Genomic DNA, 24,894 nt, shown 5'->3' with positions numbered 1-24,894 from the left:
AGGCATAGTGCGTAAACTGAAGATATGATCGAACGACTGAAAGAGAGCGGTGGACCCGCCTTCGGCTTCAAGGTTATCGGGGAACTCACAACTTCCGACATTGCAGCCATTTGCCAACAGATCGACTTCGCTATCGATGAACGCAGGAAGCCTATCGGCATCCTCGCGGACCTTACCGGAATGTTGGGATCCGGTTGGGGGGCTCGCTGGGACGAGATGCGCTTCCTTCAGCGGCATACGGCTCACATATCCCGCATGGCGGTGGTAAGTGATAACAGGTGGGAGGAAGTGGCGGAGATGATTGTTGTCGCCACCGCTGTGCTGCAGGCCGAGACGTTGTACTTCCATTCTTCAGAGATGATCCAGGCGTGGCGATGGGCGAAGATGACGAAGTTTGACGAGCGCGAACCCGTCCGCATTATGTACCCGGGTACAGGGCTCTTCAAAGACTACACTCCCGAATTCACGGAGCTATAGGCCCCTCCTGCTTACAAGGAAAGGAGGCGTGGGAAGTCTCTCGACACTCCACACCTCCTTTCTAAGGCGATGCGAGCCATGAATGTGGGATCGGGATCAAGCTACACGGACGAGTTTCTTGTTGATGAATTCCCCGATGCCAAGATCCGACAACTCACGTCCGTAGCCGGAGTTCTTGATTCCGCCGAACGGCAGATTGGGTGCCGTCCAGGTGGCCTGATTGATGAACACCATACCGGTCTCGATCTGGCTGGCGATATGCTTGCCGCGCACAATGTCTGTGGTGATCACGCTTCCGCCGAGCCCGTAGGGGGAATCGTTCGCTAACCTGATCGCCTCGTGCTCGTTCTTTACGCGGAAGATGAGAGCCACGGGTGCGAAGAACTCCTGGTAGTAGACGGGGTTCTGTGGCGTGATATCGGTGAGAACAGTAGGCTCAAGAAAATATCCCGGCCGGTCCAGTCGCTTACCACCCATGAGAACCTTAGCGCCACCGCTGAGGGCTGTATCAATCTGCTTCTGGACTAGGTCAAGGGCGCCTGCCGTGCATAGTGGCCCAAGGGTCGTCTTCTCGTCCATGGGATCACCTGGAATCAGTTTGCTTAGCTCCTCCTGAAAGCGGGTTAGGAAGACATCCGCAATCTTTTCGTCGAGGATGAAGCGCTTTGCCGCGACACAGCATTGCCCTGTGTTGTTCATGCGTCCCCAGACACCCCACTTGATCGCCGTATCCATGTCGGCATCGTCCAGAACGAGAAAAGCGTCACTTCCGCCCAATTCCATGGTGTTCTTCTTGAGCGCTTTTCCTGCTTCAGCAGCGACTGCAGATCCGGCTCTCTCGCTTCCCGTGAGTGCGACTCCCTTGATGCGCTTGTCCGCAATGGCGGTTGCAGACTGCTCGTTGGAGAGGAACACATTCGTATAAACGCCTTTGGGAGCTCCTGCATCGTAGAACAGCTTCTCAAACGCCAGGGCGCACTGAGGAACGTTGGCTGCGTGTTTCACAACCAGAGTATTCCCAGCCATCAGATTTGGCCCGGCCACTCGTGCAAGCTGATAATAAGGAAAATTCCATGGCTCGACGCAAAAGAGCACGCCGATCGGATCGCTTTCGATGTAGGCTTCACCTTCGTCGACAGCAAGCTTTTCCGGCGCCAGAAACGAGGCCGCATTGTCGGCATAGTAATCCAGGATATCGGCGCTAAGATCCACTTCACCTAACGCTTCGCTGAAAAGCTTTCCCATCTCCAGGGTAATCAGCTTGGCGAAATCGACTCGCTGTGCTCTCAGGATAGCCGCCGCTTTTTTCATGAGGGCTTTTCTTTCCTCCATCGTCTTGCTGCGCCAGTCGTTTTGAAATGCGGCGTGGGCCTGCGCTATGATGCCGTCCAACTCTTTATCGGTATGGGATGCGAACTCTTTTTCCAGCTTTTCGGTGTAGGGATTGACGGACTGATATGCCATAACTGCCTTCTTTCTTATGTGCCTCTTGGCTTGAGAATCGATAGTAGTTCTAAGCGATATCGTCCACAGCAAACTGTCGCTCTGCTTGAGTATCGTTACGCCAAGTCGGCATATCTGAGTTCTTTTGCTCATCGAACCACCCTTCTTGTGTGGCTTGAAGAGGGTGCTATGAGCAATACTGCTCAGTAAAGCTCGAATGCCCTAGCAGAAAATCCACGCAGCCCTTTGCACAGGGACAAATCTTTTTTAACTGGGGTCCGACTTGAAAGCCGCTGTCTACGATTCAAAGCTTTCCAGTCCTGATCGACTGGTCGAGATAATGGAAGTCCCGCGCCCGACGCCTGTGGCCGGGCACCTCCTCCTCCGGGTACTTGCCTGCGGTGTCTGCCGTACCGATCTGCACATCGTGGAAGGAGATCTGCCAGCCCTGTTACCCAGGATCATTCCGGGGCACCAGATAGTGGGAGAGGTTGTTGATGTTGGCACTGTCCGACTACCACTTGGAACGCGGGTAGGGGTCTCATGGATCGGTGGCACGGATGGTAATTGCTGGTTCTGCCGGAACCAAATGGAAAATCTCTGCGACCATCCCGTGTTCACTGGATACTCGGTGAATGGCGGGTATGCGGAGTTCGTGCTTGTACGCGAAGACTTCGTGTTTCCACTGCCAGGCCCGTTGGACGGTGCTCAGATCGCTCCCCTCCTTTGCGCGGGCATCATCGGTTTCCGGAGCCTGCGTATTGCCGGAGTCTTGCCTGGGGAGAGGGTGGGCCTGTTCGGGTTTGGTAGTTCTGCGGCGTTGGCTATTCGCATCTTGCAGTTCTGGAAGTGTGAGGTCTATGTCGTGACCCGCGGCAAGGCTCATCGCGACTCTGCCACAGCTCTCGGTGCAACCTGGGTGGGGGCTGAAGATGCTGGTCCGCCCGTCCAGCTCGATCGAGCCATCACGTTCGCTCCCAGCGGCAAGGTAGTGATCGATGCTCTTCGTTGCCTTCGCAAGGGCGGAGTTTTGGCAGTGAACGCGATTCATCTGGACCAGATGCCCGCGTTCGACTATGACAAGTTGCTCTGGGGAGAAAGGCAGATCCGCAGCGTGGCGAACATGACTCGCGACGATGCGCGGGATTTCCTGGAGTTGGCGCAGCAACTCCAGTTCCAACCTCGGGTAACGATCTTTTCACTCGTCGATGCTCACAAGGCTCTCGCCGCTGTAAAGAATGAAGACGAATCAGGTTCGATCGTGATTGTGCCCTAGTCTCCGTTTGAGACGAGGACCTGGTCCATGAGCGAGGCCAAGGAGTTGAAGTCAGTGGGGCCGTCACACCGGTCTCCGTTGAGAAAGAAGGTTGGTGTCCCGTTGACCCCGCTGCGAATCCCACCGGCAAGATCAGCTTCAATCTTCTTTCGCAGCATGCCGTTCATGCTTGCTTGTTGCATTTTTTTCTCACTCAATCCCATACGACTGACTAACTGTTGAAGTCCGCCTTCGCTCAAGTCTTCTTGATGCTGGAAAAGGAGATTATGCATCTCCCAGAACTTGCCCTGACTACCGGCGAGTTCTGCCACCTCTGCCGCCGCCTCAGCCCAGGGGTGAATTTCTCGTAAAGGAAAGTTCCGGAAGACGAAAGACATTTGGTTTCCGAAGTGTCTTTGAAGACTCTGAATGATTGGCTGCACTTCTCCACAGGATGGGCACTCATAGTCGCCGTATTCAACCAGGCTGCAAGCTGCATGTGGGTCGCCTTGGAGATGGTCTTGGGTGCTTACAGGTATGGTCAATTTGCTCATGGCTCTCCTACTTCGGTAGCGCTTCAAGAGCACTCAGAATGCCATCTGCCCCTGGGCTTACGGCTACCGGAGAGCAATAGCTCCAAGTGATCTTGCCATTCTTGTCTAAAACGAAGAGCGCGCGTTCGCAGACTCCGTCGTTCTCGCGATAAGCCCCGTAAGCGCGAGCCGTTTCGCCCTTTGGTTCGAAATCAGAGAGCAACGGGAAATGTAGATGCTTATGCTTTGCGAATGCGTCATGACACCATGCACCGTCAACCGAGATGGCAACGAGCTCCGCGTTGTACTTAAGCAGCTCGGGCAAGATTTCGTTGAATACACTGAGCTCATCACCGCAGACGGGGCTCCAGTCTGCAGGGTAAAAGGCGACAACGACTGGCTTTCCGCGCAATTCGCTCAGCGATAGTTTTTGGTCGGGTGTGACGTGAAGACTGAACTCCGGTGCTATTGTGCCCGCTGGCAGAATCGGCATAATGGTTGCTCCATTCCTTTTTTTGAAATACTGAGTATTGGTTTCGCTAAACGACGGAGATCATGTGGCGCTTTGCGATCGCTTCAATCTCGGGTTCGGTCAGCGCAGATAGATCTGCGGTCTCAGTGGCAATTACATGCTGCGCGAGCTCAGGGTGATTGGCCTTCAGATATTTCCTCAGGTGGTCAACGGCGCTGCTCGTGCCTGTGCCATGCCCAATAAGCACGATTTCGTTGGCAGGAGCCAGATCCTGGGCCACCTCTTCATAAAACTTATTCTCTTCAGGCACGCGTTCGCCATTTGTAATGGGCTTCTTTCTTATGGCTTAAGTGATGATGGAACCCGAACGGGTCGTAAGGACGCACCGTATGCTCGGACGCCGGAACCTTCCCGTCGATGTCCTGATAGACATGAGCAACATGATGGTCGATGACCACGACCTTTCGGCAAGGTTGTATGGTCTTCTCGGACACAAGCTCTGGTCCGGCGTCGCGAAGGAATTGTCTTAAGCGGGACACTTCTTCTGCGCCGAGCTCATGCGTGTGCGGGTGTTTGAAGAAAGCCCTTTGCGTGCCCACCGTAAATACGAATTCATCACTTCCATGTGGTTCGACTTCGCCGATTCGACCGATAAGATCGACGGTGTCGGCCCAACTCAGGTTTCGAGGCAGTTTTCCCATGAGGAGACTCGTGTGAAGCAGGTCGAGATCGTGCGGGATATGTGTACTCATCCGTTCAGCATGTCATTGGTGGAAAGACAAAACTGTATAGGTTTGCTCACTAAGCGACGCCGGGCTACGTAATATGTAAGCGCCGGAAAACCGGGATTTTGGCTAAGTTTAGTACTAAGTAAAAAGCCGTTGCCGCAAGAAATTCGAGACAAAGCACTCGAACCGATAGGGACGACATCTCAATCCCCCGATTTGCGAGCACTGAGATAAACAGCATTTCGGCTGTTGAGGACATTACTAACCAACCGGTTGGCCGCAGACCCCACAGATGCTGCCGATCCCTGACGGCATAGGTGATCGCCTGGCTGCCATAGACGACAGAGATTACGCAGAACGTGCGGAGATGATCGATGTCAAGGTGCATTTTGTACTTACCGACGGCGAGGATGGCGACGCAGAACGACAGGAACATCAGCCCCAGTGCCACTCCCGCGGCCGTAATCTTTCCAATGTCCCAAGAGTTCGGGTCTTCAGATGGGCGAACTCGATCTGTCGCGAAAGCCATCGATAGAAAATCTCCGCTAATCATCACAATCACCATTAAAAGTGGCGTTAAGACGGCCTGTCCGGTCATCAGAAGTCCGAAAGCAAGCAGCAGGATTTGAGCGATCTTCTTTGTCGTTGATCGCAGCGTGTAACTCAAGATGCGTTGGAAGATCAATCTTCCTGTCTTGATGGCGGCCACAATTCCGCTGAGTCCTGCTTCTGTCAGAACCACTCCTGCAGCGGATTTGGCGACGTCCGTCGCAGTTGAAACAGCAATTCCAATCTGCGCCTGTCGGAGAGCTGGTGCATCGTTTGCCCCATCACCACACATTCCAACCGTATAGCCGTTCTTCTGAAATGCCTTGACAAGGTTGAACTTGCCCTCAGGGAGAATGCTCGCGAATACCGAATACTCATCCGGCTTCACAGTCTCCGGTATGGGGCCTTGGGGACATGTCGGTCCGTTTAGACCCACCTCTCCGGCCACGATAGCTGCGGTCGCGGGTGCATCACCAGTAACCATGACTGTCTCGACGCCAAGTGTTTTGAGTTCAGAGATGAGGCGGGCCGAATCCGCACGAGGAGGGTCGCTGAGCGCTATGAGTCCGACGAGACGAAGAGACGCCGGGGGCCCGAAAGCTACAGCAAGCACACGGAACCCCCGTGATTCGAGTTTGGCTGCCGTTCCTGCTGCTCCGGCATCCAGAGCAGCGAGGGTGAATATCGTTGAAGCCGCTCCTTTTATTATTTTTCAACGTGGAACCGGCGGCATCGGTTGCGGTCGCTTCGGAGGTTTTCCTTGCTGGGTCAAAAGGAATGAACGTAACCAGTTTGGGATTGTTGGTGGACGGCTTTTTCCCGGCGGCCGAGCGAATGGCGGCATCCACAATGTCTTCGCCGCCAAGAGAGCTAGCCAGAGCTGCAATCCCGAGAACCTGAGCCTCGTTGAAGCCGTTCATCGGAGACACGCTCGCGACGGAGAGTTGATTGGCGGTGAGCGTACCCGTTTTGTCGACGCAAAGCACGTCGATAGTACCTGCCTCATCGACGGCGGATAGACTCGTAGGGAGAACCCCGAGTCTGGCGAGCGAGCGTGCGCCGATTGCAGAGGAAAGAGTGAACGTTGCCGGCAAGCCTACCGGAATCGCAGCGAGTACCGCAGTAAGAAATAACGGAATGACCTCATTCCAAGGCATGGAGTGTGCAAGGGCATAAACCCCCATGAGCAAGATGACGCCGCCATTGAAGTAGGCGAGATTCCTGACTATTTTCAGGACGGCTCTTTGCTGCGAACTAACGGAATGAGCAGTCCGTACCAACTCTGCCGTCTGTCCGAATTTGGTGCGATCTCCTGTCTCCGTCACACAGGCGGTCGCTTCGCCGCGTCGCACCAACGCTCCCGAAAACATGTCAGCGCCCAAACCGGCTTCAACGGGCAGCGATTCACCGGTCAACATCGACTGGTCGAGCAGAACCGAGCCATCTAGGATGCGGGCATCCGCAGCTACAACTTCCCCAAGAGACAGTTTTACGATGTCTCCAACGACCAACTGTGCCGCTGGGATGATTGTCCAGGCACCGTCGCGCAGAGTGGAAGCGTTCAAGGCAAGTCGAGACCTCAAGGCGTTCAACGTCGCTTGGGCTCGGCTTTCCTGAAAAAACGCAAGTCCGGCGTTGAAGATCAGTAGGGCTGCAATGATTCCTGCTTCAACGAACTTATGCAGGACAAGCTGCAACACCATGGATGCTTCCAGTAGCCAAGGAACGGGCGCCCACAATTTTGAGAGGGCGTTACGTACTAGGTGCACGGATGTGTCGGGCATGGAGTTCGGGCCATTCGTCGTCAGCAGGCTAGCGGCTTGCGCACTGGTGAGACCGACCGAAATCAGTGAAAAAGCCGGACCGCCCAAGGGTGGTGCGCTTCCGCTTGATGCAGGCGCCGGAGCTTGCGTTGTGAAGTTTGTCGTCATATGTGCCTCGGCGCGGACTCTCGACTGGAGGAAAAGCCGAGTATGCCGGACCCCACGTTCGTTCAGCTTCGCACTCACTGACTAGCAGAACTGTGTTCTTTTGCTCTGTCGACGAGAACCCGGCATTTCCACAAGGTGCCTCAGAGTGTGCAAAAGGAACCAGATCATCTACGAGACGCCTTGAGAAGCTGGACGCAGCGAAAAGAGGAGCAACGATGACCCAGAGGCGAGCTTTACAAGAGGATACGAAGATTTATGTAATCGGGGGCGGAATTGCTTCTCTAGCAGCGGCAGCTTTTCTCATCCGGGATGCTGGGCTCAAGGGGCACAACATCATCATCCTCGAAGATTCAGAGAGGATTGGTGGGAGTCTCGACGCGAACGGAACCCCGGAAGCCGGCTACGTCATGCGTGGGGGCAGGATGATCGAGAGTAAATACCTTTGCACCTTCGACCTCTTTTCGTCGATTCCCACCATGGACAACAGTCAGTCGGTGACGGAAGAAATCTTCGCTTGGAACAAAACGATGAAAACGTCGTCGAAGTCCCGCTTGTTCCGCAATGGCAAAAGCGTAGATGCCCCGCTTTTCGGCTTGAGCGAAAGTCACATTCTGACCATCGAGCGACTGGGGGTCGAACCCGAATCATTGCTCGGGCGGACCACCATCTCCGATCAATTCGAACCTGACTTCTTCGAAACTGATTTCTGGTTTATGTGGTGTACGACCTTTGCATTCCAGCCTTGGCACAGTGCCGTGGAGTTCAAGCGCTACCTCGTGCGGTTCACGCACATGGTCTCCGGCTTTAGCACCTTGGGTGGCATTATGCGAACCGTCTACAACCAATACGACTCGCTTGTGCGACCGCTTCAACGGTGGTTGGAGGAGCGAGGGGTACAGGTATCACTGAACACGAAAGTGTTGGATCTCGTCACCGTAAACGACTCCCATGGCTTCGCTGTAGAGCAAATTGTTTGCGAGCGAGGGGGACATCCCGAACCAATCCATTTGTCGCCGTCCGATTTTGTGATCGCTACACTGGGCTCGATGACCGAGGGCTCAAGTTTTGGAGGAATGGACCAAGCTGCCACTCTGAATCCGCGCGCGGATGGCGGTGCCTGGTCTCTGTGGAAGAAGATCTCTGCGAGAGAGCCAGAGTGCGGGAAGCCCACAAATTTTAGCAATAACACGGAGAATTCGAAGTGGCTGTCTTTCACCACCACACTTCGTTCTCCAAACTTCTTCACTAGCATTCGCGACCTAACGGGTAATGCCCCAGGGGAAGGTGGTCTCATCACGTTCCCGGAATCGAACTGGCTAACGTCGATCGTTCTGCCCCATCAACCGCATTTCCTTGGTCAACCAGACGATGTCAATGTGTTTTGGGGATACGGACTATTTGTCGATCAACCTGGGAACTTCGTCAAAAAGCCAATGGCCGAGTGCACCGGGCGAGAGATCATGACAGAGATCATGGGACATCTTCACCTAGGCGAACAGGCCGCTGCGGTATTGAGTAAGAGCACGTGTATACCGTGCATGATGCCCTTCATTACGAGTCAGTTCTTGCCTCGCTCCGCCGGAGATCGTCCTGCAGTGCTCCCTGAGCGTTCAAAGAACCTTGCCTTCATCGGCCAATTCTGCGAACTAGAAGATGATGTGGTATTTACGGTGGAGTATTCGGTCCGCTCCGCGCAAACGGCAGTTTACGGGCTGCTTGGGATTGATCGAAAGCCGCATCCAGTCTACAAGGGGAATCACGACCCGCGTGTTCTTCTCAAAGCGTTCCTCACGCTGCATGGGAAACGCGATCGGGAAGCCCTCCTTGAGCCTCCAAAGTCAATTTAGTAGTCCACTTCGAGCAATACTGCTCAGTTCATGCTTCGAAGTTAGATGAGCATAAATCTGCCTGACACGAAGTTATGTGCCCCTTAGGAGAGCGATGATGTCGGAAGCAACTGTTTCAATGTTCCACCCGAAGAAGATTCTCGTCCCCATCGACTTCAGCCCTTCTTCGATTGCCGCATTGGCGACAGCAAGTCAGATGGCACAGCAATTTCATGCCAAACTTTGCTTGCTTCACGTCATTCCAATGTTGCCGATTGTCTCCGGCTTGGAGTTCCCAACTGCATTCTACCCGCGTCAAGAATTTCTAGCCGACGCCGAAGAGGATTCAGCAAAGAGGTTTGTTGATCTTGTGGATCACCTTGCCGGCCAAGGAGTTGAAGCGACCTTCAAGGTGGAGATTGGAAACGACGTTGTGGGAAATGTCTTGATGGTGCTCGAACGAGAGCATGCAGACTTACTTGTCATCTCGACGCAGGGCATGTCGGGTTGGCGTCCCGTCGTCTTCGGATCGATTGCAGAGAAAGTCGTAAAACTTGCCGAGTGTCCGGTGCTCCTCCTTCGGACGGCAAAGACAACCGTCGAGCTTAAACCCCGGGTAAAGCAGTGATCGCGTCGACCACGGCGGAGTCAGTAGAGATCCAAAGGTTCGAGAAGCCTATGAAAGAACTAGGCATGTTCTGGTGGGCTTTTGCGGTTCGCGGGGGAGGAGCAATTCTATTCGCTGGATTCCTTCTCTACTCAGGGAGCTTCTTTGGAACGATCTTCTTCGATCCGATCATGTTTGTGGTGCTGGCTCTGGTCCTGGGCTTCTACATTCTCAGCAACGGCATTCTCTTGGGAGTCGCTTCAGGTTATGCTGCGGAACATCAGGTTGATATTTGGCAGTTTCTCTTGGCCGAGTGTATCTTCGATACCGCACTAGGAACCTATGTCGGCCTGACTCTTCTACTATCGTCGGAATCCTTGGCGTGGTTGGCCGGACTCCACGCCCTTGGCACCGGGTGCTTTCTTGCCGCACTTGCATGGAAGCTTCGTGCGAACAAGGCATATTCAGGGCTCCTTGGCGTTGCCGGCTTTATAGCATTTTGTGCGGGATTGGCGTTCGTCCTTTATAGGCAAGCTGCAACGCGCACTGCAACACATTGGCTTGGTGGATTCGAGCTGTTCTATGGCGTCGTCGTCTTCGTATTTGCGGAGGGGCTACACCGGCATCACGTCCCGTTGCTTCGGGGAGAGAGCGCGGAGTTCCGCTAGATGGCGAACAACAAGATCATTCTTTCGTCTCATACCGCGGATTTTAACAGTAAATCTGTTTCGGCACTGGGGGGAACACCGTCTCAAGGAGAGGCCTCTTTGAGGGGTGTCCCGGTCCCTCTCGGCGTCAGCCTTTCACTCGATGGGGCAAACTTCAGCATCTTCTCGTCCAGCGCTACAGGCATGACCCTCTTACTGTTTGATCACGTCGACGATTCTGCAAGCCGGAGATCGATCCGATTGGACGCAACGATCAATCGAACGGGACACTATTGGCACATTTTCGTCCCATCGGTACACGCGGGGCAAGTGTATGGATTTCGAGCAGACGGTCCCAGCGACCCCCGGAATGGACAGCGATTCGATAGCTCGAAAGTCTTGATTGATCCCTACGGAAGGGCCCTTGCGGTTGGGAAGAACTACAGTCGTGCAGACGCCTGTCGCCCCGGAGACAACACTGCGACCTCGATGAAGAGCGTCGTCGCAGACATGGCCGCTTTTGATTGGGAGGGTGACATACCGCTCGGTCATTCTTTCCGCACGACCATCATTTACGAGATGCATATCGCCGGCTTCACTGGGCACCCCAATTCAGGTGTTTCCGAAACGAACCGCGGTACCTATGCAGGCGTGGTCGAGAAGATTCCCCACTTGCAAACCTTGGGTGTCACTGCGGTAGAGATCCTGCCCGTCTTTCAGTTCGACCCCCAATCGGCGCCCCCTGAGCTTACGGATTATTGGGGCTACAACCCGGTCTCGTTCTTCGCGCCCCACTTGGGCTACAGCTCTTCTGGTGACCCTCTAAGGTGCTTGGATGAGTTCCGCGATATGGTCAAGCAACTGCACCGTGCTGGCATAGAGGTCATTCTCGATGTGGTTTACAACCACACAGCGGAGGCTGGGGACGGTGGTCCGACGTTTTGCTTTCGCGGTCTTGGAAACAGCACCTATTACATCCTTAATCAAGAACAGACTGGCTACTTCAACGTGACGGGCTCAGGCAACACTTTGAAGACCAACCAGGCCGTTGTGAAGAGAATGATTCTGGATAGTTTAACGTTCTGGGTTTCCGAGATGCATGTAGACGGGTTTCGCTTTGACCTTGCGTCGGTGCTAACTCGGGACGAGTGGGGACAGCCAATGAGTGACCCTCCCATCCTTTGGGACATCGATTCCGAACCTGCCCTTGCAGGAACAAAGCTTATCGCTGAGGCTTGGGATGAGGGCGGCCTTTACCAAGTGGGGAGCTTCGGCCATGACAGATGGAACGAATGGAATGGTCAGTTCCGTGATGATATTCGCAGTTTTTTAAAAGGCGATCGTGATACAGCGTGGAAGCTGCGCGAAAGAATCAGTGGCAGCTACGATCTCTATCGCTCCGGAGACAGGCCTGCAGGACAAAGCATTAACTTCATTACCTGCCATGACGGATTCACTCTGAACGATCTCGTCTCATACGACTACAAGCACAATGAGGCAAACAAGGAACTCAATAAAGATGGAACAAACGGAAATCTCAGTTGGAACTGCGGCGTAGAGGGTGCGAGCAATAGTATCGAAGTCAACCGTCTAAGAAAGCAGCAGATTAGGAACGGGCTCGTTCTTACATTGCTTTCGGCCGGAACTCCGATGCTCTTGATGGGCGATGAGATTCAGCGTACGCAGGGCGGAAACAATAACGCTTATTGCCAAGACAACATCATCAGCTGGTTGGACTGGAATTGGGACCAGGAGCAATCTGAGTTGCTCCGTTTCACCCGCTTGCTCGTAAGGCTCCGTCTTGATTGTGACAACGGTACGCTGCACGACGGTGGAAAAGTTGGCGGTTTTGTCAATGCGCACAAGATGGAATGGCATGGCATTCGTCTGGACAAACCAGACTGGAGCGGGCAATCTCACAGCTTGGCTTTTGCTTGGCGCAATGCAGCTCTTGGCGAATTTCGTTATGTAGCGATCAACTCATTCTGGAACACGCTTGAGTTCGATCTGCCGCCAGTCGCGGCTGGAAAGAGCTCCGGTTGGCTGAGGGTGATGGACACGTCATTAGGATCGCCGTTCGATATCGCTGACCCGGGTCAATACGTGTCTGTCAGCGGATCGACTTACATCGTAAATCCACGTTCCGCAATTCTCTTGCGATCCGACTACACCGTTGGGGGCTGAGCCCATTTGGTAATGACTTGATGCGTGCGAACCGCTGGACAACGATATCCTTGCCATCCAGCGGATAGGTACGGCTAAGCGATTACGGTCTCACCGTGAACGGTATATGCCTTATGGCGAGAAGCTTCGATAACATCCTCAGCTTGCTTCACCTCATCGAACGAACCGTGAATGATAAGTACGAACTTGTCACTCTTGATCGCGGTCTCGTATTCGACAACACTGTCCTTTGGAATGCCAATGCTGACGAGGCCAGCACCAAGAGCACTCACACCACCCACAACCACAGCTCCTTCCAGTCCTGCAATGATCCAAGCGACTAGGGGACCGGCCACGAGAAGGGGTCCCAGGCCCGGGATGGCGAACATCGCAGAGCCGAATAGCAAGCCCCAGAATCCACCCCAATACGCCCCAATCTTCCCCCAATATTTCATGCGATCACCGGCGTTGTAATAACCAACAACATGCTCGTCGGTGTGCGTGTCCTTCGCTGCAATGGACAAGGTTTTCATGTCGACGCCGGCTTCTTGCAAGAGCTTGATGGCGTGTTCCGCTTGCTCGTGGGAATCATAGACTGCAACGACTGAATCAACGGCTTTGATAAGATCTCCTTTGCGCTGTCGCCTTCGCGATTCATCGCATTATGTGCCTGAGTGTTCCATTCGCGAGGGTGAAATTCTGAGCAATTTGATACGCATTTGGCGGCCGCTGGTGGCCTGTCATTTGGGGCAGAATCCTGAGCAAAGTTGACCAACTTTTCAATATGGCGAGTGGAATACTCCAGCCATGGCCATTCCAGCCAGCAGAGTTATCTAGGCTTTGCTCTTGCACAATCCATCGTTCTTGTGATTTCGACTAGGACGTCAGTCGTTCCCTCATCAATTCGAAAGAGAAGCAGATTTGTTGTACTGCAAGAACCGGAGATTTACATCATGGCTACACTTGTCGAAACAACACCCAATGGTTTCGCTCAGCCTATTCGGGGCACAGAAGGCGCACCGATAATCGGACCTTCGAATCATGAACGCGAGGCACAAAGTCCTGGCCGGCTGACTCCCCCGGTCACCGATCATGGCACGCTTCCTAATTTGAAGTGGACCTTTGCTGACAGCCACAACAAGCTGGAAGAAGGCGGCTGGGCACGGCAAACTACCGTCCGGGAAATGCCAGTCGCCGTGGAATTGGCCTGCGTGAATATGAGGCTAGAAGCCGGGGTGGTCCGTGAGATGCATTGGCATAAACCGGCGGAGTGGGGATTCATGATCAAAGGAAACGCACGCGTCACGTGCGTCGACGAGGAAGGCAAGACGTACCAGGCGGACTGTACAGAGGGAGATATTTGGAACTTTCCCTCAGGCATTCCCCATTCCATTCAGGGCCTCTCGGGGGAAGGTTGCGAATTCCTCCTTGTATTTGACGACGGTGCCTTTAACGAGGAAGAGACTTTCCTCGTGACAGATTTCCTTGCACACATTCCGAAGTCGGTGCTGGCGAAGAACTTCGGTGTTCAGGAAAGCGCATTTGCAAATATCCCCAAGTCAGAGAAGTACATCTTCCGCGCAGATATTCCGGGTCCACTCGCGCAAGATCGTGTCGTGGGCGCTGGCCCAACGCCGGTGATCTACACGCACCGAATGGGAGCGCAGGAGCCGATCAAATCAAACAACGGATCTGTGCGGGTTACTGATTCGACCAATTTCCCAGCCGCCTCGACTGTTGCAGCTGCACTGGTGGAAGTAGAGCCGGGCGGCATGCGTGAGTTGCACTGGCACAGAACTTCGGATGAATTGCAGTACTACCTCGAGGGGCAGGGACGTATGACTGTGTATACCTCAAACACCAATGCAGGTACATTCGACTATCAGGCTGGAGACGTGGGTTACGTCCCTTGCGTCACCCCGCATTATGTCGAGAACACGGGAACGACTACGCTCCGCTACCTCGAAGTGTGGAAGACCGAAAGGTTCTCCGACATGTCTCTCGCACAATGGTTAGCATTTACTCCGTATGAACTCGTCCGTGCGCATCTGCAGATTGAAAAGTCTGTACTGGATAGAGTTTCCACTACCAAGACGCCTATCGTTGGCCCACGCTAAGTGACCTCGGGCAGTCTGTCCGGTTCAACCGAATCGGACAGATTCTGGCCTTTGTCTATCTATCCATCAAAAACACTTAGAAAGGGCCACGATGCCTGGAACGATTATCCCCGACTACCCCATTCAACCCCTTATCTCAAGCCGCTGGAGTCCCTTCGCGTTCGACGACCGTAGTGTCTCTCCGGACGATCTGCTTGCCTTGCTTGAAGCGGCACGCTGGTCAGCGTCAGCTGCTAATGAGCAGCCCTGGACTTACTTCATCGCAACGCGAGACGAACCGGAAGAGTTTGCGCGATTGCTTTCGTGCGTTGAAGAAGTGAACATGCCGTGGGCAAAGTTTGCGGCAGTCCTTATGCTGGGCTGCGCCCGACTGACCCTGGAACGTAGTGGCCAGCCTTACCTGACGGCCGAGCACGATTTGGGGCTTGCCTCAGCGAATCTAGTGTTCGAAGCCACGGCGCGCGGACTGGGCGTCCACCAGATGATTCATATTCACCGGGAGCGCGCCCGTCAGCTTTTCCAGATTCCTGAAGGAGTCAAGCCAGTAGCGGGTTTGGCTATCGGCTATGCTGGCGCGGATGGACGGCTGACCGAGCCGTTCCAGAAAGAGGATGAGACAAGACGTCTCCGCAAGCCACTCAACAGCTTCGTTTTCACTGGAAGCTGGTCCGAGGTTGCGCCCTTGGTGAAGGTCTCAAAGAAATCGCTGTGATTGCTCAAGCAAGTGTCACTTCTCTCGCGGCGACTTGGCGCCAAGGCCGGCGAGCAGCTAGCCGTGGATTGATCTGCGGTTACGTGGATTCGTATACACTCCTGACCTTCGGCGTTTACACGTCATTCATGAGCGGGAATACGATCTCCACCGGAATGAATGGAGGACAGGCAAAGTACGTCCCGGCATCGCATGCCCTGTTGCCGATACCATTTTTCGTCCTCGGTGCATTCTGCGGCTTCCTCATTCAGAAGAACAAAAACACAAAGGAGAACTCGCGGGTGTCGATGTGTGTTGCTGCCCTGCTATTCTCTGGAGTTGCAGCCGCCTTAGGAGGTGCGTCGACCTCCGTTTGCGTAATGATTTTAAGTTGTGGAATGGGAATGATGAATACGACGCTGTCCCATATCGGCGGACAGCCTGTGAACCTGGGTTTCGTGACCGGGGATCTAAAGAGCATTGGGGAGCACATCGCCAACCTCGTAAACCGGTCTCCAGTGACGAAGCCGGAAGGCCGTTGGGACACGCACTGGCTTAGGTTGGCGACACTGGGAAGCGTTTGGACATCATTCTTGGTTGGTGCAGTCGGAGGTGCTGCGATGGCAACGCGGGTGCACGCTTGGACATTGCTGCTGCCAGCGCTCTTTCTTGTCTTTCTAGTGCTGACCGAGTTCCCTGACGAGGTATCCAAGGTTCAGCCAGGCGCTACTTTGGACAGTCCCATTGAGAATTGAGTGCAAGATGGCTCTGGCTGAAGAGCCATCATCGCTAGATGCCGCCCTCACTTCTTTTTGCCGAGGCTGATGCTCGCTCAGCCAGCTTTGTCTTATCGCGTTTTGTGTCAAGAAGAGCTGCACTGATGGAGTTGGCACCAGGTCGCTGATCGTGAAGAACAACGTTGAGGAGAGACTTGTGAACGTGGATGCGTCCGTTGTATTCAATAAAGCCCATCTTCCGAAATCGATTCATGAAGAAACTGACCCTTGATCGGGTAGTCCCGATCATATCGGCTAGCGTTTCCTGGGTGATCTTCGGGATCTTGGTTTCGGGCTCTCCAGGCTTTCCAAAGTCCGCCATGAGGAGGAGAATCCTTGCCAGCCGCCGTTCGCTCGAATTAAACAACTGGTCGACAAGATCCGCCTGCGTCCGCATCGATCGTTCCAGAAGGAAGGCGACAAAGAGGTCGGAAAAGGCATGTTCATCATGGATGACTCTCATCATCTCTTCACGTTCAATCTTCAAGACTGAGCAGGCGGTGATAGCTGTTGCTGTGGACATATGCAGGCCGGCGATGGCAGTAGCTGCCTCCTCGCCCACAAAGTCACCAGCGGCAATGAGGGTGATGGTCGCTTCCTTACCAGCCTTAGAGACAACTGTCAGCTTGGCCCGCCCCTTTTGGAGGTAGAACACGGAGTCGGCAAGTCCCCCTTGCGAAAACATGGTGCCTTTAGCCTTAATGTGGAGTATCCGGCGGCCCAGTCCTGAGGTAGCAAGGAAAGCTACAGGGTCGAATTCCTTCAGCTTCCGATGTGGCATTTGGGCCTCTCTCGTTCATAGGCCACAGAAATGTACCGATGCTAAAAATCTGAGTGATGTGCAACATCGTTCAATGTCGCGAACATGTGACACTTATTTGATGCGCTTAGTGAACACATTGCAAGCGGATGTCGAGAATGAGCAGTTTGCGACAAATATGAAAAGCTCATTCATCGAGGTTTTTGGGGCGTGCAGCGGTCGGAATGTGAGCATAAGTGCACAGTCGGGAAGGGCTCGCGGAGCGAGAATTAGTTCCAGTTAGAGTTGCGAAAGCGTAAAGGCACGAAACGGGACACAGGAGGAATTCAAATGAGGGCTTTACTCCGTGATTTGGAAAGGCGTAGTTCCTCTCAACGAGGGGAAGTACTCAGCTCTCTGCAGTGCGAAGCTTCCTTGCAAGCTGCGAAGGTGTTCATTTCGCGGTGGCAGACTTCTGCAAGTCTTCCTTTGGAACCCTCGCCCTTTGTTCTAAAGCGAGCCGAGCGCCTAAGAACCCAGAAAGTGCAACTTCTCTAAGAGAACTGGGATATGTCAACACCCTCCCTGTACGGCGCGATCCCATCGAAGGGCAAGAACACCTCAAACACCGTTCCTGAAGATCCTGGGCTCTGGGTACTCTTGACTCGGATGTTTCCGCGGTGTCTTGCAACGATCTCTGAGCTAATCCATAAGCCGAGGCCAGTGCCGCCGATACCTTTGGTGGTGTAGAAGGCTTTATAGATGGAGCTGAGGATTTCAGCACTCATTCCCGTGCCGCTATCCGCAACAGTGAAAAGCAGTCCGTCTCGCCCGCGACCGTGATTTCTCGTCTCACGGCTTCGAAGGGATAGCTGTCCGCCACGTTCCTGCATTGCGTGAATGGCGTTTCCCACTAAATTGCTCAGAACCTGGCGGATTTCGCTTTCCATACACACGATGGGTCGACTTGGACGTTCTCGGAGATTGATTGTCACGCGCGCGTTGGTGGCGTGGGATTGGTAGAGATCCAAGATTGGTTCGAGGAGTTCAGCAGCGGTGGTGGGTTGCGCTTTGGTCGACTGCCGGAAGAACCGGAGCGACTGTTCCGTGATGAGCTTGACCCGTCGCAATTCTCTATCGGCAGTGACGAGATAGTCTTTTGTTTCCTGCGAAGGGTCGGTTCCTTGTGCGAGATAGATCAGGTTCATGACCGAGGTGAGGGGGTTGTTAATCTCGTGTGCGATAGAAGAGGCTAACCGCCCCACTGCAGCGAGCTTCTCGCTTTCTCGCAGCGCCGATTCCAACTCAACACGCTGGGTGACGTCGGTCTGAATTCCGACATAGTGAGTCAGTTGACCCTCGTCGTCCATGATTGGCGATAACGAGAGCTCGTTCCAAAAGGGTGTACCGTCCTTCCGGAAGTTTTTCAGTACGGCCAGGCCCTTGCGGCGGTTCTTGAGCGCATCCCTCACGATGGCTAGTGCCGGCTGGCTTCTTTCATTACCTTCCAGAAAGCGACAGTTTCGGCCTTGAACTTCAGCCCGGCTGTAGCCCGTCATCTCCTCGAAGGCTGGGTTGACATAGACAATCGGAAGATCGGGGAGTGTAGCGCTCGCAACGGAGATGCCTGCAGTCACCGAGCGGAAAATTCTTCGATTCAGACGTAGCTCCCTCCATGCCGCGGAGTAGCGCTTTGCGAAGGCGCAGTGCGCATGCATGATGACCGAAAGGCGAGCTGAAATTTCCGTCCCGGTCATCGGAAACTTGAGAACTCCGTCAAAGTTGCAAACCTCTTGGGTGAGGATCGAGGGATCCTCAAGCTCATTAGATGTGACTGCGATAACGGCAGGGCTAATTCCGTCGGCGTCTGCTTCATGTTCTTCAAAAAACAAAACGAGCTCCTTTGCGATGAGATGATCCGCAACAATAAACTCAAAGTTTCTCAGGTGGTGAAACTCTCGATCTTGAGGACCTAAAATGGTTGTCGCTATCTTCAGGTCACCTAAAGCCATTAGAACGTCTTGCTGTTCAAGCGAATCGGCCAGAAATATAGCAGCGCCAGACTTCCGGATGATTGCCGCCGGCTCGGACTCATATTTGTCTGCAAATTTCATTAGGCAGGCAACCTTTCGGTAGTTGCGACTCTGCACCAGTCTTGCAGAAGTGCAATGTCCAATGTGAGCAAAATGGTACGTATCACTCTTTGTGGCCGGTTTGCTCCTTCGGTCCAGGCAGATGGCTCTCGTTTGGTCGACAGACGAAATGGCGCTTTCTGTTCCTGAAAGCCATACATGACCTTGATTTTCATGGAGAACGTCGAGTTCTTCCTCTACGCGGTTACGGCGGCTTGCATCTCAAAATCACTGGCGAGCTGTCTTCCGCTGCATTGGGTTCCTCCACGTCAAGAACCTTGATCTGCCCCTTTGCGTTGGTGCCTTCGATGTGATTCTCTCGTCGCGCCGGATATACCCGCACCCTTCGGTCAAAGTTCCACCTTGCGACGTTTCAAGATTGTGCAATCCGATACATAAAGCCTTATCCCGGAGGAGGAGAATGAGGCTGTTCCGTCAGCCCATCTTGGCGTGGGTCAAGGAGCGTTCAATTTATGAGACTCGTAGAGGAGGAGAACGGATGAAGCTCCAGAGAAGCATTTCAAAACTCTTTAAGCTTCTGCCATCGGGGATTTTGATTGTTGAGCCCAACCCCGGATTGCTAGCAGCTAGAGTTCTGCTATTATCTGCGGCCGACTCTTATGTCGCCGCCTCCAATGAGGTACCCCCCGCAACCGACTTGCAAAAGACAGATGTAAAAGTGGCAGTCCTCAGTCTGAGCCTCGGTAAACCGACCCTTAGCAAACTGGCACAAGAAGTACGACTCTACTATCCAGGGGCCAGAATTCTGATCTTCGGAAACTCTGAACTGGATTTGGACGATCAGCTTTATGACGAAACGATCGATCGCCACTGCCGCCCTGAGCAGTTGCTTGACGTGCTGTTTCGTCTCGCACGGGAGTCTTCACATCAGTCAATTGCTTACCGCTTGAGAATTGGAGCGGAAGCTCTCAGCCTTAAGGGGTTTGGTTGGGTTTCGTCGCACAGGCGTCCTCTCGAAAGCGACCCTTCAAAAGAAGCCGTGTCTGCATCAGCGGATTCCCCAACGGGTGTTGATTTTCCCGCGGACGAAACCTCGCCTCACCTTGTGTAATGGAGCGCGCCGGGGATTCGCATGCCATTTAGTTATTTGCGGGTGCTCACGGGGCACGAGCGCACTCAGAAGAGCAATCGACACCTGGCACGCTATCTCGCGTTCATTGCGGGGGCGGTCAACGCAGGCGGATTTTTGGCGGTCAGGCAGTATACGTCTCACATGTCTGGGATTGTCTCTGCGATGGCGGACAACTTGGCGTTAGGAAGTCTTTCGCTCTTGTTTGCCGGCTTCATAGCCGTGTTCTCTTTCCTAGCTGGAGCGACATGTACGTCGTTGATGGTTCGGTGGGCACGACAGCGATCACTCCATAGCGAGTATGCGTTGCCTCTGATCCTGGAGTCGCTCCTTCTGTTTGCGTTTGGTTTTACGGGCCACGTATTTGAAGACAAGGAAGTTCTCGGCACCGTTGCATTGTTGTGTTTCACGATGGGGTTGCAAAATGCGATTGTGTCGAAAATCTCGGGTGCGGTGATCCGCACGACACACCTGACGGGGATGGTCACCGATGTCGGAGTCAAGCTTGGAAGAATGCTTTATGGCCAACTGAGCGGCACTCCGCCCCTGGCGAATGTAGACGTCAGAAAACTCAGTTTGCTGGGATCACTGATCGGTCTGTTCTTCGTTGGGGGCGTCGTGGGTGCGCTGGGCTTTCATCATATTGGATTTAAGTTCACGATCCCTGTGGCGGTGACTCTACTTATCCTTGCAGCGTTACCTGCACTGGACGACCTTAGGAGGTTGATATGAATACTGAAAGATTGAGACGGAGATTCCTCCGGAACTTTGTCGGCGCTCTCATCTGCCTTGGGGCAGTTACCGGCCCATCATGGGCGCAAAGCTCAAATGCTTTGTCTTCAGATCTCGCGGGAGGCATAGAGGCGCTCAAGCCCGGCCAATACCTTTGGGCTCCTATGGTGGCGCCCTCGGGTCCGGTACTTGCCGTAATCAGTCTCAAATCGCAGCGGGTCTATGTTTATCGAAACGGAGTCCTGATTGGTGTAGCCACAGTATCGACTGGCAAGCCGGGGCATCAAACCCCTACCGGCGTGTTCACGGTGTTACAGAAAAAGGTCCATCACAAATCAAATCTGTACGATTCGGCCCCCATGCCGTACATGGAACGGTTGACTTGGTCAGGTGTCGCGATGCATGCCGGAAACCTCCCTGGATATCCCGCTTCACACGGGTGCATCCGGATGCCGATGGCGTTCGCGAAGCTCTTATACGGCACGACAGCACGAGGCATGACTGTCGTGATCACGGAATTAGATGAAGTGCCCCGATTCGCTCCCGTTCCCGATTTGCTGCAGAGCGAGGCATCCTCGAAGGCGGAGGATGCTGGCGGAGCGATCTGGGCGCCTCAGAAGTCATCTTCGGGCCCAGTGTCCCTCATCTTGAGCGCGGCGGACCATCGCTTGGTGGTGCTCAGGAACGGAGTGCTTATCGGATCGACTCCAGTTACCGTCACAGGCGCGGTCACCGAGACGACCGCCTACAGCCTTTCGAAGGTGGACACGCTGGGATACCACTGGGTACAGCTACCGCTTCCTGGCCAAAGCTGGGTGGGGACCCGGGAATTGCCGATATCTGAAAGATCACGGGTGACGATGCCCGATGCTTTCCGAAGCGCTCTGGACGCAGTGTTGTCTCCTGGTGTGACTCTCGTTGTGACCTCTGATTCTCTTCTGGCGAGCGGAACAGGAAAGAGTTTGACAGTCATCGAGTCTGAACCGTAGGAAACCGGCACAGCTAGGCCGTGCCGACCATTCTTCCCAAGGCTATCCCTATAGCAAACGTGGTGAGACCTTCGACTGCACCAAAGGCAGTCAATTCAAGGCCCGATCGCCACCACGGTCGCACGGTCATGAGAGACTTCGACGCGCCAACCGCGAAGTGAGCACAGAGGGAGACAACGGCAGCAGAAGCGATGGCAGGCATACCTGAAAGGAAGAAGAATGGAATGATGGGGACGAACGCACCGACCGCCGTAGCCACAACGCCGGTTAAGGCTGCGCGCCAGGGGTCACTGAGGTTTTCTTCAGACACATTCGCCCTGATGCGCGCGAGTGCTTTGACGAAACCTTCTTTGTTTTCCGCTAAAAGGTGCGAGAGTCGTTCGGCAACGTCTTCCGGAAGGCCACGAACCTGGAGGCTGAGCGCCAAAACTTCCCGTGACTCAGATTCGTCGTAGTCCACGGCTTGACGTTCGCGAACAATCTCAGCCTCATAGAGTTCTCTTTCACTTCTCGCCGTAAGATAAGCTCCTGTACCGGTAGATAGGGCGCTTCCGACCATTCCCGCCAAGCCTGCAATCATAACGTAGTGACTTTTCCCAAAGGTCGCCCCCGCGACCCCAGACACAATGCCAAAGATCGAGCCAAGCCCATCATGGGCCGCGTAGACGGCATCGTTGAGCCATCCAGCTGCCTCCAGATGGCGCTTCTTCCGAGCAGCCAATAACGTAGCAAGGGCTTTTCTGGCCTGAGATCCATCCATCATCGGGAGTGGTGGCCGGGCGCGGATCAAATTACTCAGAGCTTTGTAGTGCTCGTTCTCGTCAGCGATCACCTCCAGCAGGATCTTATGGCAAGCTTCATTCTTGAGAGTGTGCATTTGCTTGCTATAACGGTCAATCTCGCTTCTTTCGTGAATTTTTAGATGTTGTAGCTGGCTGTCAATGTTGGCGTTCTCTTTAGCGTTCACCGGGGCAAGGCCTTCAGGGGGGCCGGAGTAACCCAGCTTCCTTTCGTCGAGGGTGCCAATCTCATGAGCCCATAGGTGAGCATGATGTCGCTCTGCTGCAGCAAGTCCTCTCATGACATTGCGCCGGCGAGGGTCAGATTCACGCGCAGCGAAAGCTTTGTAGGTCGCGTGGTCCTCCATCTCGGACTGCCAGTTGGCTTCCAGTAATGCAAGTAAACCGGGTACCTCGTCCGATTGTGGGATAGGATCTACCGCTTCGCTCAAATTTTGACCATGCGCAGGCGCAAAGCATTAGCAATCACCGAAAGCGAACTAATACTCATTGCGACAGCGGCAATCATCGGGTTCAAGAGAATCCCAAACGCGGGGTAGAGAACACCTGCCGCCACAGGAACACCAAGGGCGTTGTAGAAGAAGGCAAAGAACAGATTTTCGCGAATGTTGTTCATGGTGAGATGACTTAAACGGCGAGCTTTCAAAATACCAACAAGATCACCGTTGACGAGGGTAACTCCGCCAGTCTTTATCGCTACGTCAGTACCATTCCCCATGGCGATCCCGACGTGTGCTTGTGCCAGCGCGGGAGCATCATTAACTCCATCCCCGGCCATCGCGACAGTAGCGCCAGCCTCCTGGAGCTTCTTGACAATCGCGGCCTTCTTGTCGGGCAGCACATCGGCTTCGAAGTCGATACCGAGCTTACGGGCGACCGCCTTTGCAGTGATGTGGTTATCGCCTGTGACCATGACCACCTTAATGCCCTCTTTTTTCAACTGCTTAATCGCCTCGCCCGCTGAGACTTTGATCGGGTCAGCCACCGCGATCAGTCCCGCAAATCTGCCTCCCAGCGCGATGTACATTACCGTCGCTCCTTCTTTTTGAAGTGCTTCGGCCTTCAGTCGCAGAGGTTCACGCGAGACACCGAGATCCGTCATGAATGCTAGATTGCCGGCGGCAATCTGTCTCCCGCCGATCGTCCCGCGGACGCCTTTGCCCGGCACCGATGCAAAGCCATCTACTTTGAGCAGAGTTAGCTTGTTGGTTTTGGCCGCTTTAAGAATGGCTTGTGCGAGCCGATGTTCGCTGGCATTCTCAAGACTAGCTGTAGATTGCAGCAACTCGCTGTCAGTGAATCCATCGACGCAGATAAGTCCAGTCAGGGTTGGCTTTCCTTCGGTGAGCGTACCGGTTTTATCGACAACAAGGGTATCCACCTTTTCCAGAATCTCCAGGGACTCAGCGTTGCTGATAAGCACACCTTCTTTCGCCCCTCTCCCAGTGCCGACCTTTATTGCCATCGGCGCGGCCAGACCAAGCGCACAGGGGCAGGCAATGATGAGTACAGCTACAGCATTGACTAAGGCGTGAGCGTAATGCGGCTGCGGACCATAAACGGACCACACCGCAAAGGTGATGAGTGCTGATAGCAGAACCGCTGGCACAAAGTAGGAAGCGACAACGTCTGCCAGGCGTTGAATCGGAGCGCGCGTACGCTCAGCTTCAGTGACCATCTTCACAATCTGGGCTAACAGAGTGTCCGCTCCCACACGTTCCGTCCTCATCACGAAGCTGCCCGTACCGTTGATCGTTCCACCAGTCACCTTGGCATCCGTCACTTTTTCAATGGGGATAGCCTCACCGCTCACCATCGATGTATCAACGGAACTCTCGCCTTGAATCAACACGCCATCTGTCGGAATCTTCTCACCGGGACGAACTCGGAGCCTGTCGCCCACCTGGATGTCCTTCAAGTCGACATCTTGATCTGTTTGGTCGGCGGAGATTCGGCGAGCGGTCTTCGGGGTGAGGCCCAGAAGTGCTCGAATCGCACCGCTGGCCTGACTTTGGGCCTTCAGTTCAAGAACCTGGCCGAGGAGAACAAGATCGGTGATGACTGCAGCTGCTTCAAAGTAGAGCCCGAGTTGGCCCGACATATTCCGAAACGATGTAGGGAACAGTTTGGGAAAAACGACCGCTGCGACGCTGTATAGGTACGCCGAGCCTGCGCCAATGGCGATGAGTGTAAACAT

Annotated in this window: 24 protein-coding genes; 12 read left to right on the top strand and 12 right to left on the bottom strand. The window is 54.1% G+C overall.

What is annotated here, in order from left to right; all coding sequences use genetic code 11:
- The first annotated feature begins 24 nt into the window (after nt 1-24).
- A complete protein-coding gene (locus ACIX9_RS22005; RefSeq protein WP_013573092.1) occupies nt 25-477 on the top strand; it encodes a SpoIIAA family protein in 453 nt (150 codons plus the stop codon).
- 96 nt (nt 478-573) lie between these two features.
- Here the strand turns inward: ACIX9_RS22005 and ACIX9_RS22000 are convergent, their stop codons facing one another.
- A complete protein-coding gene (locus ACIX9_RS22000) occupies nt 574-1,941 on the bottom strand; it encodes an NAD-dependent succinate-semialdehyde dehydrogenase (protein ID WP_013573091.1) in 1,368 nt (455 codons plus the stop codon).
- Nucleotides 1,942-2,203: 262 nt separating this feature from the next.
- On the opposite strand from ACIX9_RS22000, the gene ACIX9_RS21995 reads away from it, so the two are divergent.
- The gene (locus tag ACIX9_RS21995; protein ID WP_013573090.1) at nt 2,204-3,196 is read left to right on the top strand and encodes a zinc-binding alcohol dehydrogenase family protein; all 993 of its coding nucleotides are present in this window, start codon (nt 2,204-2,206) and stop codon (nt 3,194-3,196) included.
- On the opposite strand, the gene ACIX9_RS21990 is transcribed toward ACIX9_RS21995, so the two are convergent.
- From ACIX9_RS21990 to ACIX9_RS27220, 6 genes are all read right to left on the bottom strand, one after another.
- The gene (locus ACIX9_RS21990; protein WP_013573089.1) at nt 3,193-3,729 is read right to left on the bottom strand and encodes a DsbA family protein; all 537 of its coding nucleotides are present in this window, start codon (nt 3,727-3,729) and stop codon (nt 3,193-3,195) included. The two genes, ACIX9_RS21995 and ACIX9_RS21990, sit on opposite strands and share 4 nt — an antisense overlap.
- Nucleotides 3,730-3,736: 7 nt before the next feature.
- On the bottom strand, nt 3,737-4,201 hold the full coding sequence (locus ACIX9_RS21985; protein ID WP_013573088.1) for a redoxin domain-containing protein: 465 nt from the start codon (nt 4,199-4,201) through the stop codon (nt 3,737-3,739).
- A 46-nt stretch (nt 4,202-4,247) separates the two neighbouring features.
- The gene (locus ACIX9_RS21980; RefSeq protein ID WP_041598174.1) at nt 4,248-4,490 is read right to left on the bottom strand and encodes a hypothetical protein; all 243 of its coding nucleotides are present in this window, start codon (nt 4,488-4,490) and stop codon (nt 4,248-4,250) included.
- Nucleotides 4,483-4,932: a hypothetical protein gene (locus tag ACIX9_RS26120; protein ID WP_041598173.1), complete on the bottom strand. Its 450-nt coding sequence runs from the start codon at nt 4,930-4,932 to the stop codon at nt 4,483-4,485. The genes ACIX9_RS21980 and ACIX9_RS26120 overlap by 8 nt, the downstream gene beginning before the upstream one ends.
- Before the next feature lie 64 nt (nt 4,933-4,996).
- The gene (locus ACIX9_RS27225; protein WP_232298965.1) at nt 4,997-6,070 is read right to left on the bottom strand and encodes an HAD-IC family P-type ATPase; all 1,074 of its coding nucleotides are present in this window, start codon (nt 6,068-6,070) and stop codon (nt 4,997-4,999) included.
- A complete protein-coding gene (locus ACIX9_RS27220) occupies nt 5,970-7,160 on the bottom strand; it encodes an HAD-IC family P-type ATPase (RefSeq protein WP_232298981.1) in 1,191 nt (396 codons plus the stop codon). Before ACIX9_RS27220 ends, ACIX9_RS27225 begins: the two co-directional genes overlap by 101 nt.
- A 443-nt stretch (nt 7,161-7,603) precedes the next feature.
- Here ACIX9_RS27220 and ACIX9_RS21965 point away from each other — a divergent pair, with 443 nt between their 5' ends.
- The 4 genes from ACIX9_RS21965 (at nt 7,604) to glgX (ending at nt 12,652) form a co-directional block, all read left to right on the top strand.
- A complete protein-coding gene (locus ACIX9_RS21965; protein ID WP_013573086.1) occupies nt 7,604-9,235 on the top strand; it encodes an oleate hydratase in 1,632 nt (543 codons plus the stop codon).
- Between the two features lie 94 nt (nt 9,236-9,329).
- Nucleotides 9,330-9,842 carry a universal stress protein gene (locus tag ACIX9_RS21960; protein WP_232298962.1) on the top strand — a complete coding sequence of 171 codons (513 nt, stop codon included), beginning with the start codon at nt 9,330-9,332 and terminating at the stop codon, nt 9,840-9,842.
- On the top strand, nt 9,839-10,489 hold the full coding sequence (locus ACIX9_RS21955) for a hypothetical protein (RefSeq protein WP_232298960.1): 651 nt from the start codon (nt 9,839-9,841) through the stop codon (nt 10,487-10,489). Before ACIX9_RS21960 ends, ACIX9_RS21955 begins: the two co-directional genes overlap by 4 nt.
- Nucleotides 10,490-12,652 carry a glycogen debranching protein GlgX gene (gene glgX, locus ACIX9_RS21950; protein ID WP_013573083.1) on the top strand — a complete coding sequence of 721 codons (2,163 nt, stop codon included), beginning with the start codon at nt 10,490-10,492 and terminating at the stop codon, nt 12,650-12,652. It abuts the gene before it with no gap.
- Between the two features lie 74 nt (nt 12,653-12,726).
- Here glgX and ACIX9_RS21945 read toward each other — a convergent pair whose 3' ends face one another.
- Nucleotides 12,727-13,254 (bottom strand): general stress protein, encoded by a 528-nt coding sequence (locus ACIX9_RS21945; RefSeq protein ID WP_041598172.1) that lies wholly within the window; start codon nt 13,252-13,254, stop codon nt 12,727-12,729.
- Between the two features lie 330 nt (nt 13,255-13,584).
- Between ACIX9_RS21945 and ACIX9_RS21940 the strand changes: the two genes are divergently transcribed.
- The 3 genes from ACIX9_RS21940 (at nt 13,585) to ACIX9_RS21930 (ending at nt 16,194) form a co-directional block, all read left to right on the top strand.
- Complete coding sequence (locus ACIX9_RS21940) at nt 13,585-14,748, top strand: cupin domain-containing protein (RefSeq protein ID WP_013573081.1); 1,164 nt, start codon at nt 13,585-13,587, stop codon at nt 14,746-14,748.
- A 91-nt stretch (nt 14,749-14,839) separates the two neighbouring features.
- Nucleotides 14,840-15,460, top strand: coding sequence for a nitroreductase family protein (locus ACIX9_RS21935; RefSeq protein ID WP_013573080.1), 621 nt, complete (start codon nt 14,840-14,842; stop codon nt 15,458-15,460).
- Nucleotides 15,457-16,194, top strand: coding sequence for a YoaK family protein (locus tag ACIX9_RS21930; RefSeq protein ID WP_013573079.1), 738 nt, complete (start codon nt 15,457-15,459; stop codon nt 16,192-16,194). The genes ACIX9_RS21935 and ACIX9_RS21930 overlap by 4 nt, the downstream gene beginning before the upstream one ends.
- A 34-nt stretch (nt 16,195-16,228) precedes the next feature.
- Here ACIX9_RS21930 and ACIX9_RS21925 read toward each other — a convergent pair whose 3' ends face one another.
- Together ACIX9_RS21925 and ACIX9_RS21920 are read right to left on the bottom strand one after the other, a co-directional pair.
- The gene (locus tag ACIX9_RS21925; protein WP_013573078.1) at nt 16,229-16,996 is read right to left on the bottom strand and encodes a Crp/Fnr family transcriptional regulator; all 768 of its coding nucleotides are present in this window, start codon (nt 16,994-16,996) and stop codon (nt 16,229-16,231) included.
- A gap of 512 nt (nt 16,997-17,508) precedes the next feature.
- Nucleotides 17,509-19,068 (bottom strand): two-component system sensor histidine kinase NtrB, encoded by a 1,560-nt coding sequence (locus tag ACIX9_RS21920; RefSeq protein WP_013573077.1) that lies wholly within the window; start codon nt 19,066-19,068, stop codon nt 17,509-17,511.
- A 517-nt stretch (nt 19,069-19,585) separates the two neighbouring features.
- Between ACIX9_RS21920 and ACIX9_RS21915 the strand changes: the two genes are divergently transcribed.
- Genes ACIX9_RS21915 through ACIX9_RS21905 form a run of 3 tightly spaced genes read left to right on the top strand, consistent with a single transcriptional unit; the run spans nt 19,586 to nt 21,897 of the window.
- Nucleotides 19,586-20,158: a hypothetical protein gene (locus ACIX9_RS21915; protein ID WP_157478319.1), complete on the top strand. Its 573-nt coding sequence runs from the start codon at nt 19,586-19,588 to the stop codon at nt 20,156-20,158.
- A gap of 21 nt (nt 20,159-20,179) precedes the next feature.
- Complete coding sequence (locus ACIX9_RS21910; protein WP_013573075.1) at nt 20,180-20,908, top strand: YoaK family protein; 729 nt, start codon at nt 20,180-20,182, stop codon at nt 20,906-20,908.
- Nucleotides 20,905-21,897 carry a L,D-transpeptidase gene (locus ACIX9_RS21905; protein WP_013573074.1) on the top strand — a complete coding sequence of 331 codons (993 nt, stop codon included), beginning with the start codon at nt 20,905-20,907 and terminating at the stop codon, nt 21,895-21,897. Before ACIX9_RS21910 ends, ACIX9_RS21905 begins: the two co-directional genes overlap by 4 nt.
- A gap of 13 nt (nt 21,898-21,910) precedes the next feature.
- Here the strand turns inward: ACIX9_RS21905 and ACIX9_RS21900 are convergent, their stop codons facing one another.
- Both ACIX9_RS21900 and ACIX9_RS21895 read right to left on the bottom strand, forming a co-directional pair.
- A complete protein-coding gene (locus ACIX9_RS21900) occupies nt 21,911-23,128 on the bottom strand; it encodes a VIT1/CCC1 transporter family protein (RefSeq protein ID WP_232298956.1) in 1,218 nt (405 codons plus the stop codon).
- Complete coding sequence (locus tag ACIX9_RS21895; protein ID WP_049789487.1) at nt 23,125-24,894, bottom strand: copper-translocating P-type ATPase; 1,770 nt, start codon at nt 24,892-24,894, stop codon at nt 23,125-23,127. Before ACIX9_RS21895 ends, ACIX9_RS21900 begins: the two co-directional genes overlap by 4 nt.

The organism is Granulicella tundricola MP5ACTX9, assembly GCF_000178975.2.
GTDB lineage: Bacteria > Acidobacteriota > Terriglobia > Terriglobales > Acidobacteriaceae > Edaphobacter > Edaphobacter tundricola.
This window is presented reverse-complemented; position numbering and strand designations above follow the sequence as displayed.

Bases quoted from the DNA above. Each gene is read 5' to 3' on its own strand.
- ACIX9_RS22005 (WP_013573092.1), top strand. From the start codon at position 25: ATGATCGAACGACTGAAAGAGAGCGGTGGACCCGCCTTCGGCTTCAAG.
- ACIX9_RS22000 (WP_013573091.1), bottom strand. From the start codon at position 1,941: ATGGCATATCAGTCCGTCAATCCCTACACCGAAAAGCTGGAAAAAGAG.
- ACIX9_RS21990 (WP_013573089.1), bottom strand. From the start codon at position 3,729: ATGAGCAAATTGACCATACCTGTAAGCACCCAAGACCATCTCCAAGGC.
- ACIX9_RS21985 (WP_013573088.1), bottom strand. From the start codon at position 4,201: ATGCCGATTCTGCCAGCGGGCACAATAGCACCGGAGTTCAGTCTTCAC.
- ACIX9_RS26120 (WP_041598173.1), bottom strand. From the start codon at position 4,932: ATGAGTACACATATCCCGCACGATCTCGACCTGCTTCACACGAGTCTC.
- ACIX9_RS27220 (WP_232298981.1), bottom strand. From the start codon at position 7,160: ATGGTGTTGCAGCTTGTCCTGCATAAGTTCGTTGAAGCAGGAATCATT.
- ACIX9_RS21965 (WP_013573086.1), top strand. From the start codon at position 7,604: ATGACCCAGAGGCGAGCTTTACAAGAGGATACGAAGATTTATGTAATC.
- ACIX9_RS21960 (WP_232298962.1), top strand. From the start codon at position 9,330: ATGATGTCGGAAGCAACTGTTTCAATGTTCCACCCGAAGAAGATTCTC.
- glgX (WP_013573083.1), top strand. From the start codon at position 10,490: ATGGCGAACAACAAGATCATTCTTTCGTCTCATACCGCGGATTTTAAC.
- ACIX9_RS21940 (WP_013573081.1), top strand. From the start codon at position 13,585: ATGGCTACACTTGTCGAAACAACACCCAATGGTTTCGCTCAGCCTATT.
- ACIX9_RS21935 (WP_013573080.1), top strand. From the start codon at position 14,840: ATGCCTGGAACGATTATCCCCGACTACCCCATTCAACCCCTTATCTCA.
- ACIX9_RS21925 (WP_013573078.1), bottom strand. From the start codon at position 16,996: ATGCCACATCGGAAGCTGAAGGAATTCGACCCTGTAGCTTTCCTTGCT.
- ACIX9_RS21920 (WP_013573077.1), bottom strand. From the start codon at position 19,068: ATGAAATTTGCAGACAAATATGAGTCCGAGCCGGCGGCAATCATCCGG.
- ACIX9_RS21915 (WP_157478319.1), top strand. From the start codon at position 19,586: ATGAAGCTCCAGAGAAGCATTTCAAAACTCTTTAAGCTTCTGCCATCG.
- ACIX9_RS21910 (WP_013573075.1), top strand. From the start codon at position 20,180: ATGCCATTTAGTTATTTGCGGGTGCTCACGGGGCACGAGCGCACTCAG.
- ACIX9_RS21905 (WP_013573074.1), top strand. From the start codon at position 20,905: ATGAATACTGAAAGATTGAGACGGAGATTCCTCCGGAACTTTGTCGGC.
- ACIX9_RS21895 (WP_049789487.1), bottom strand. From the start codon at position 24,894: ATGTTTACACTCATCGCCATTGGCGCAGGCTCGGCGTACCTATACAGC.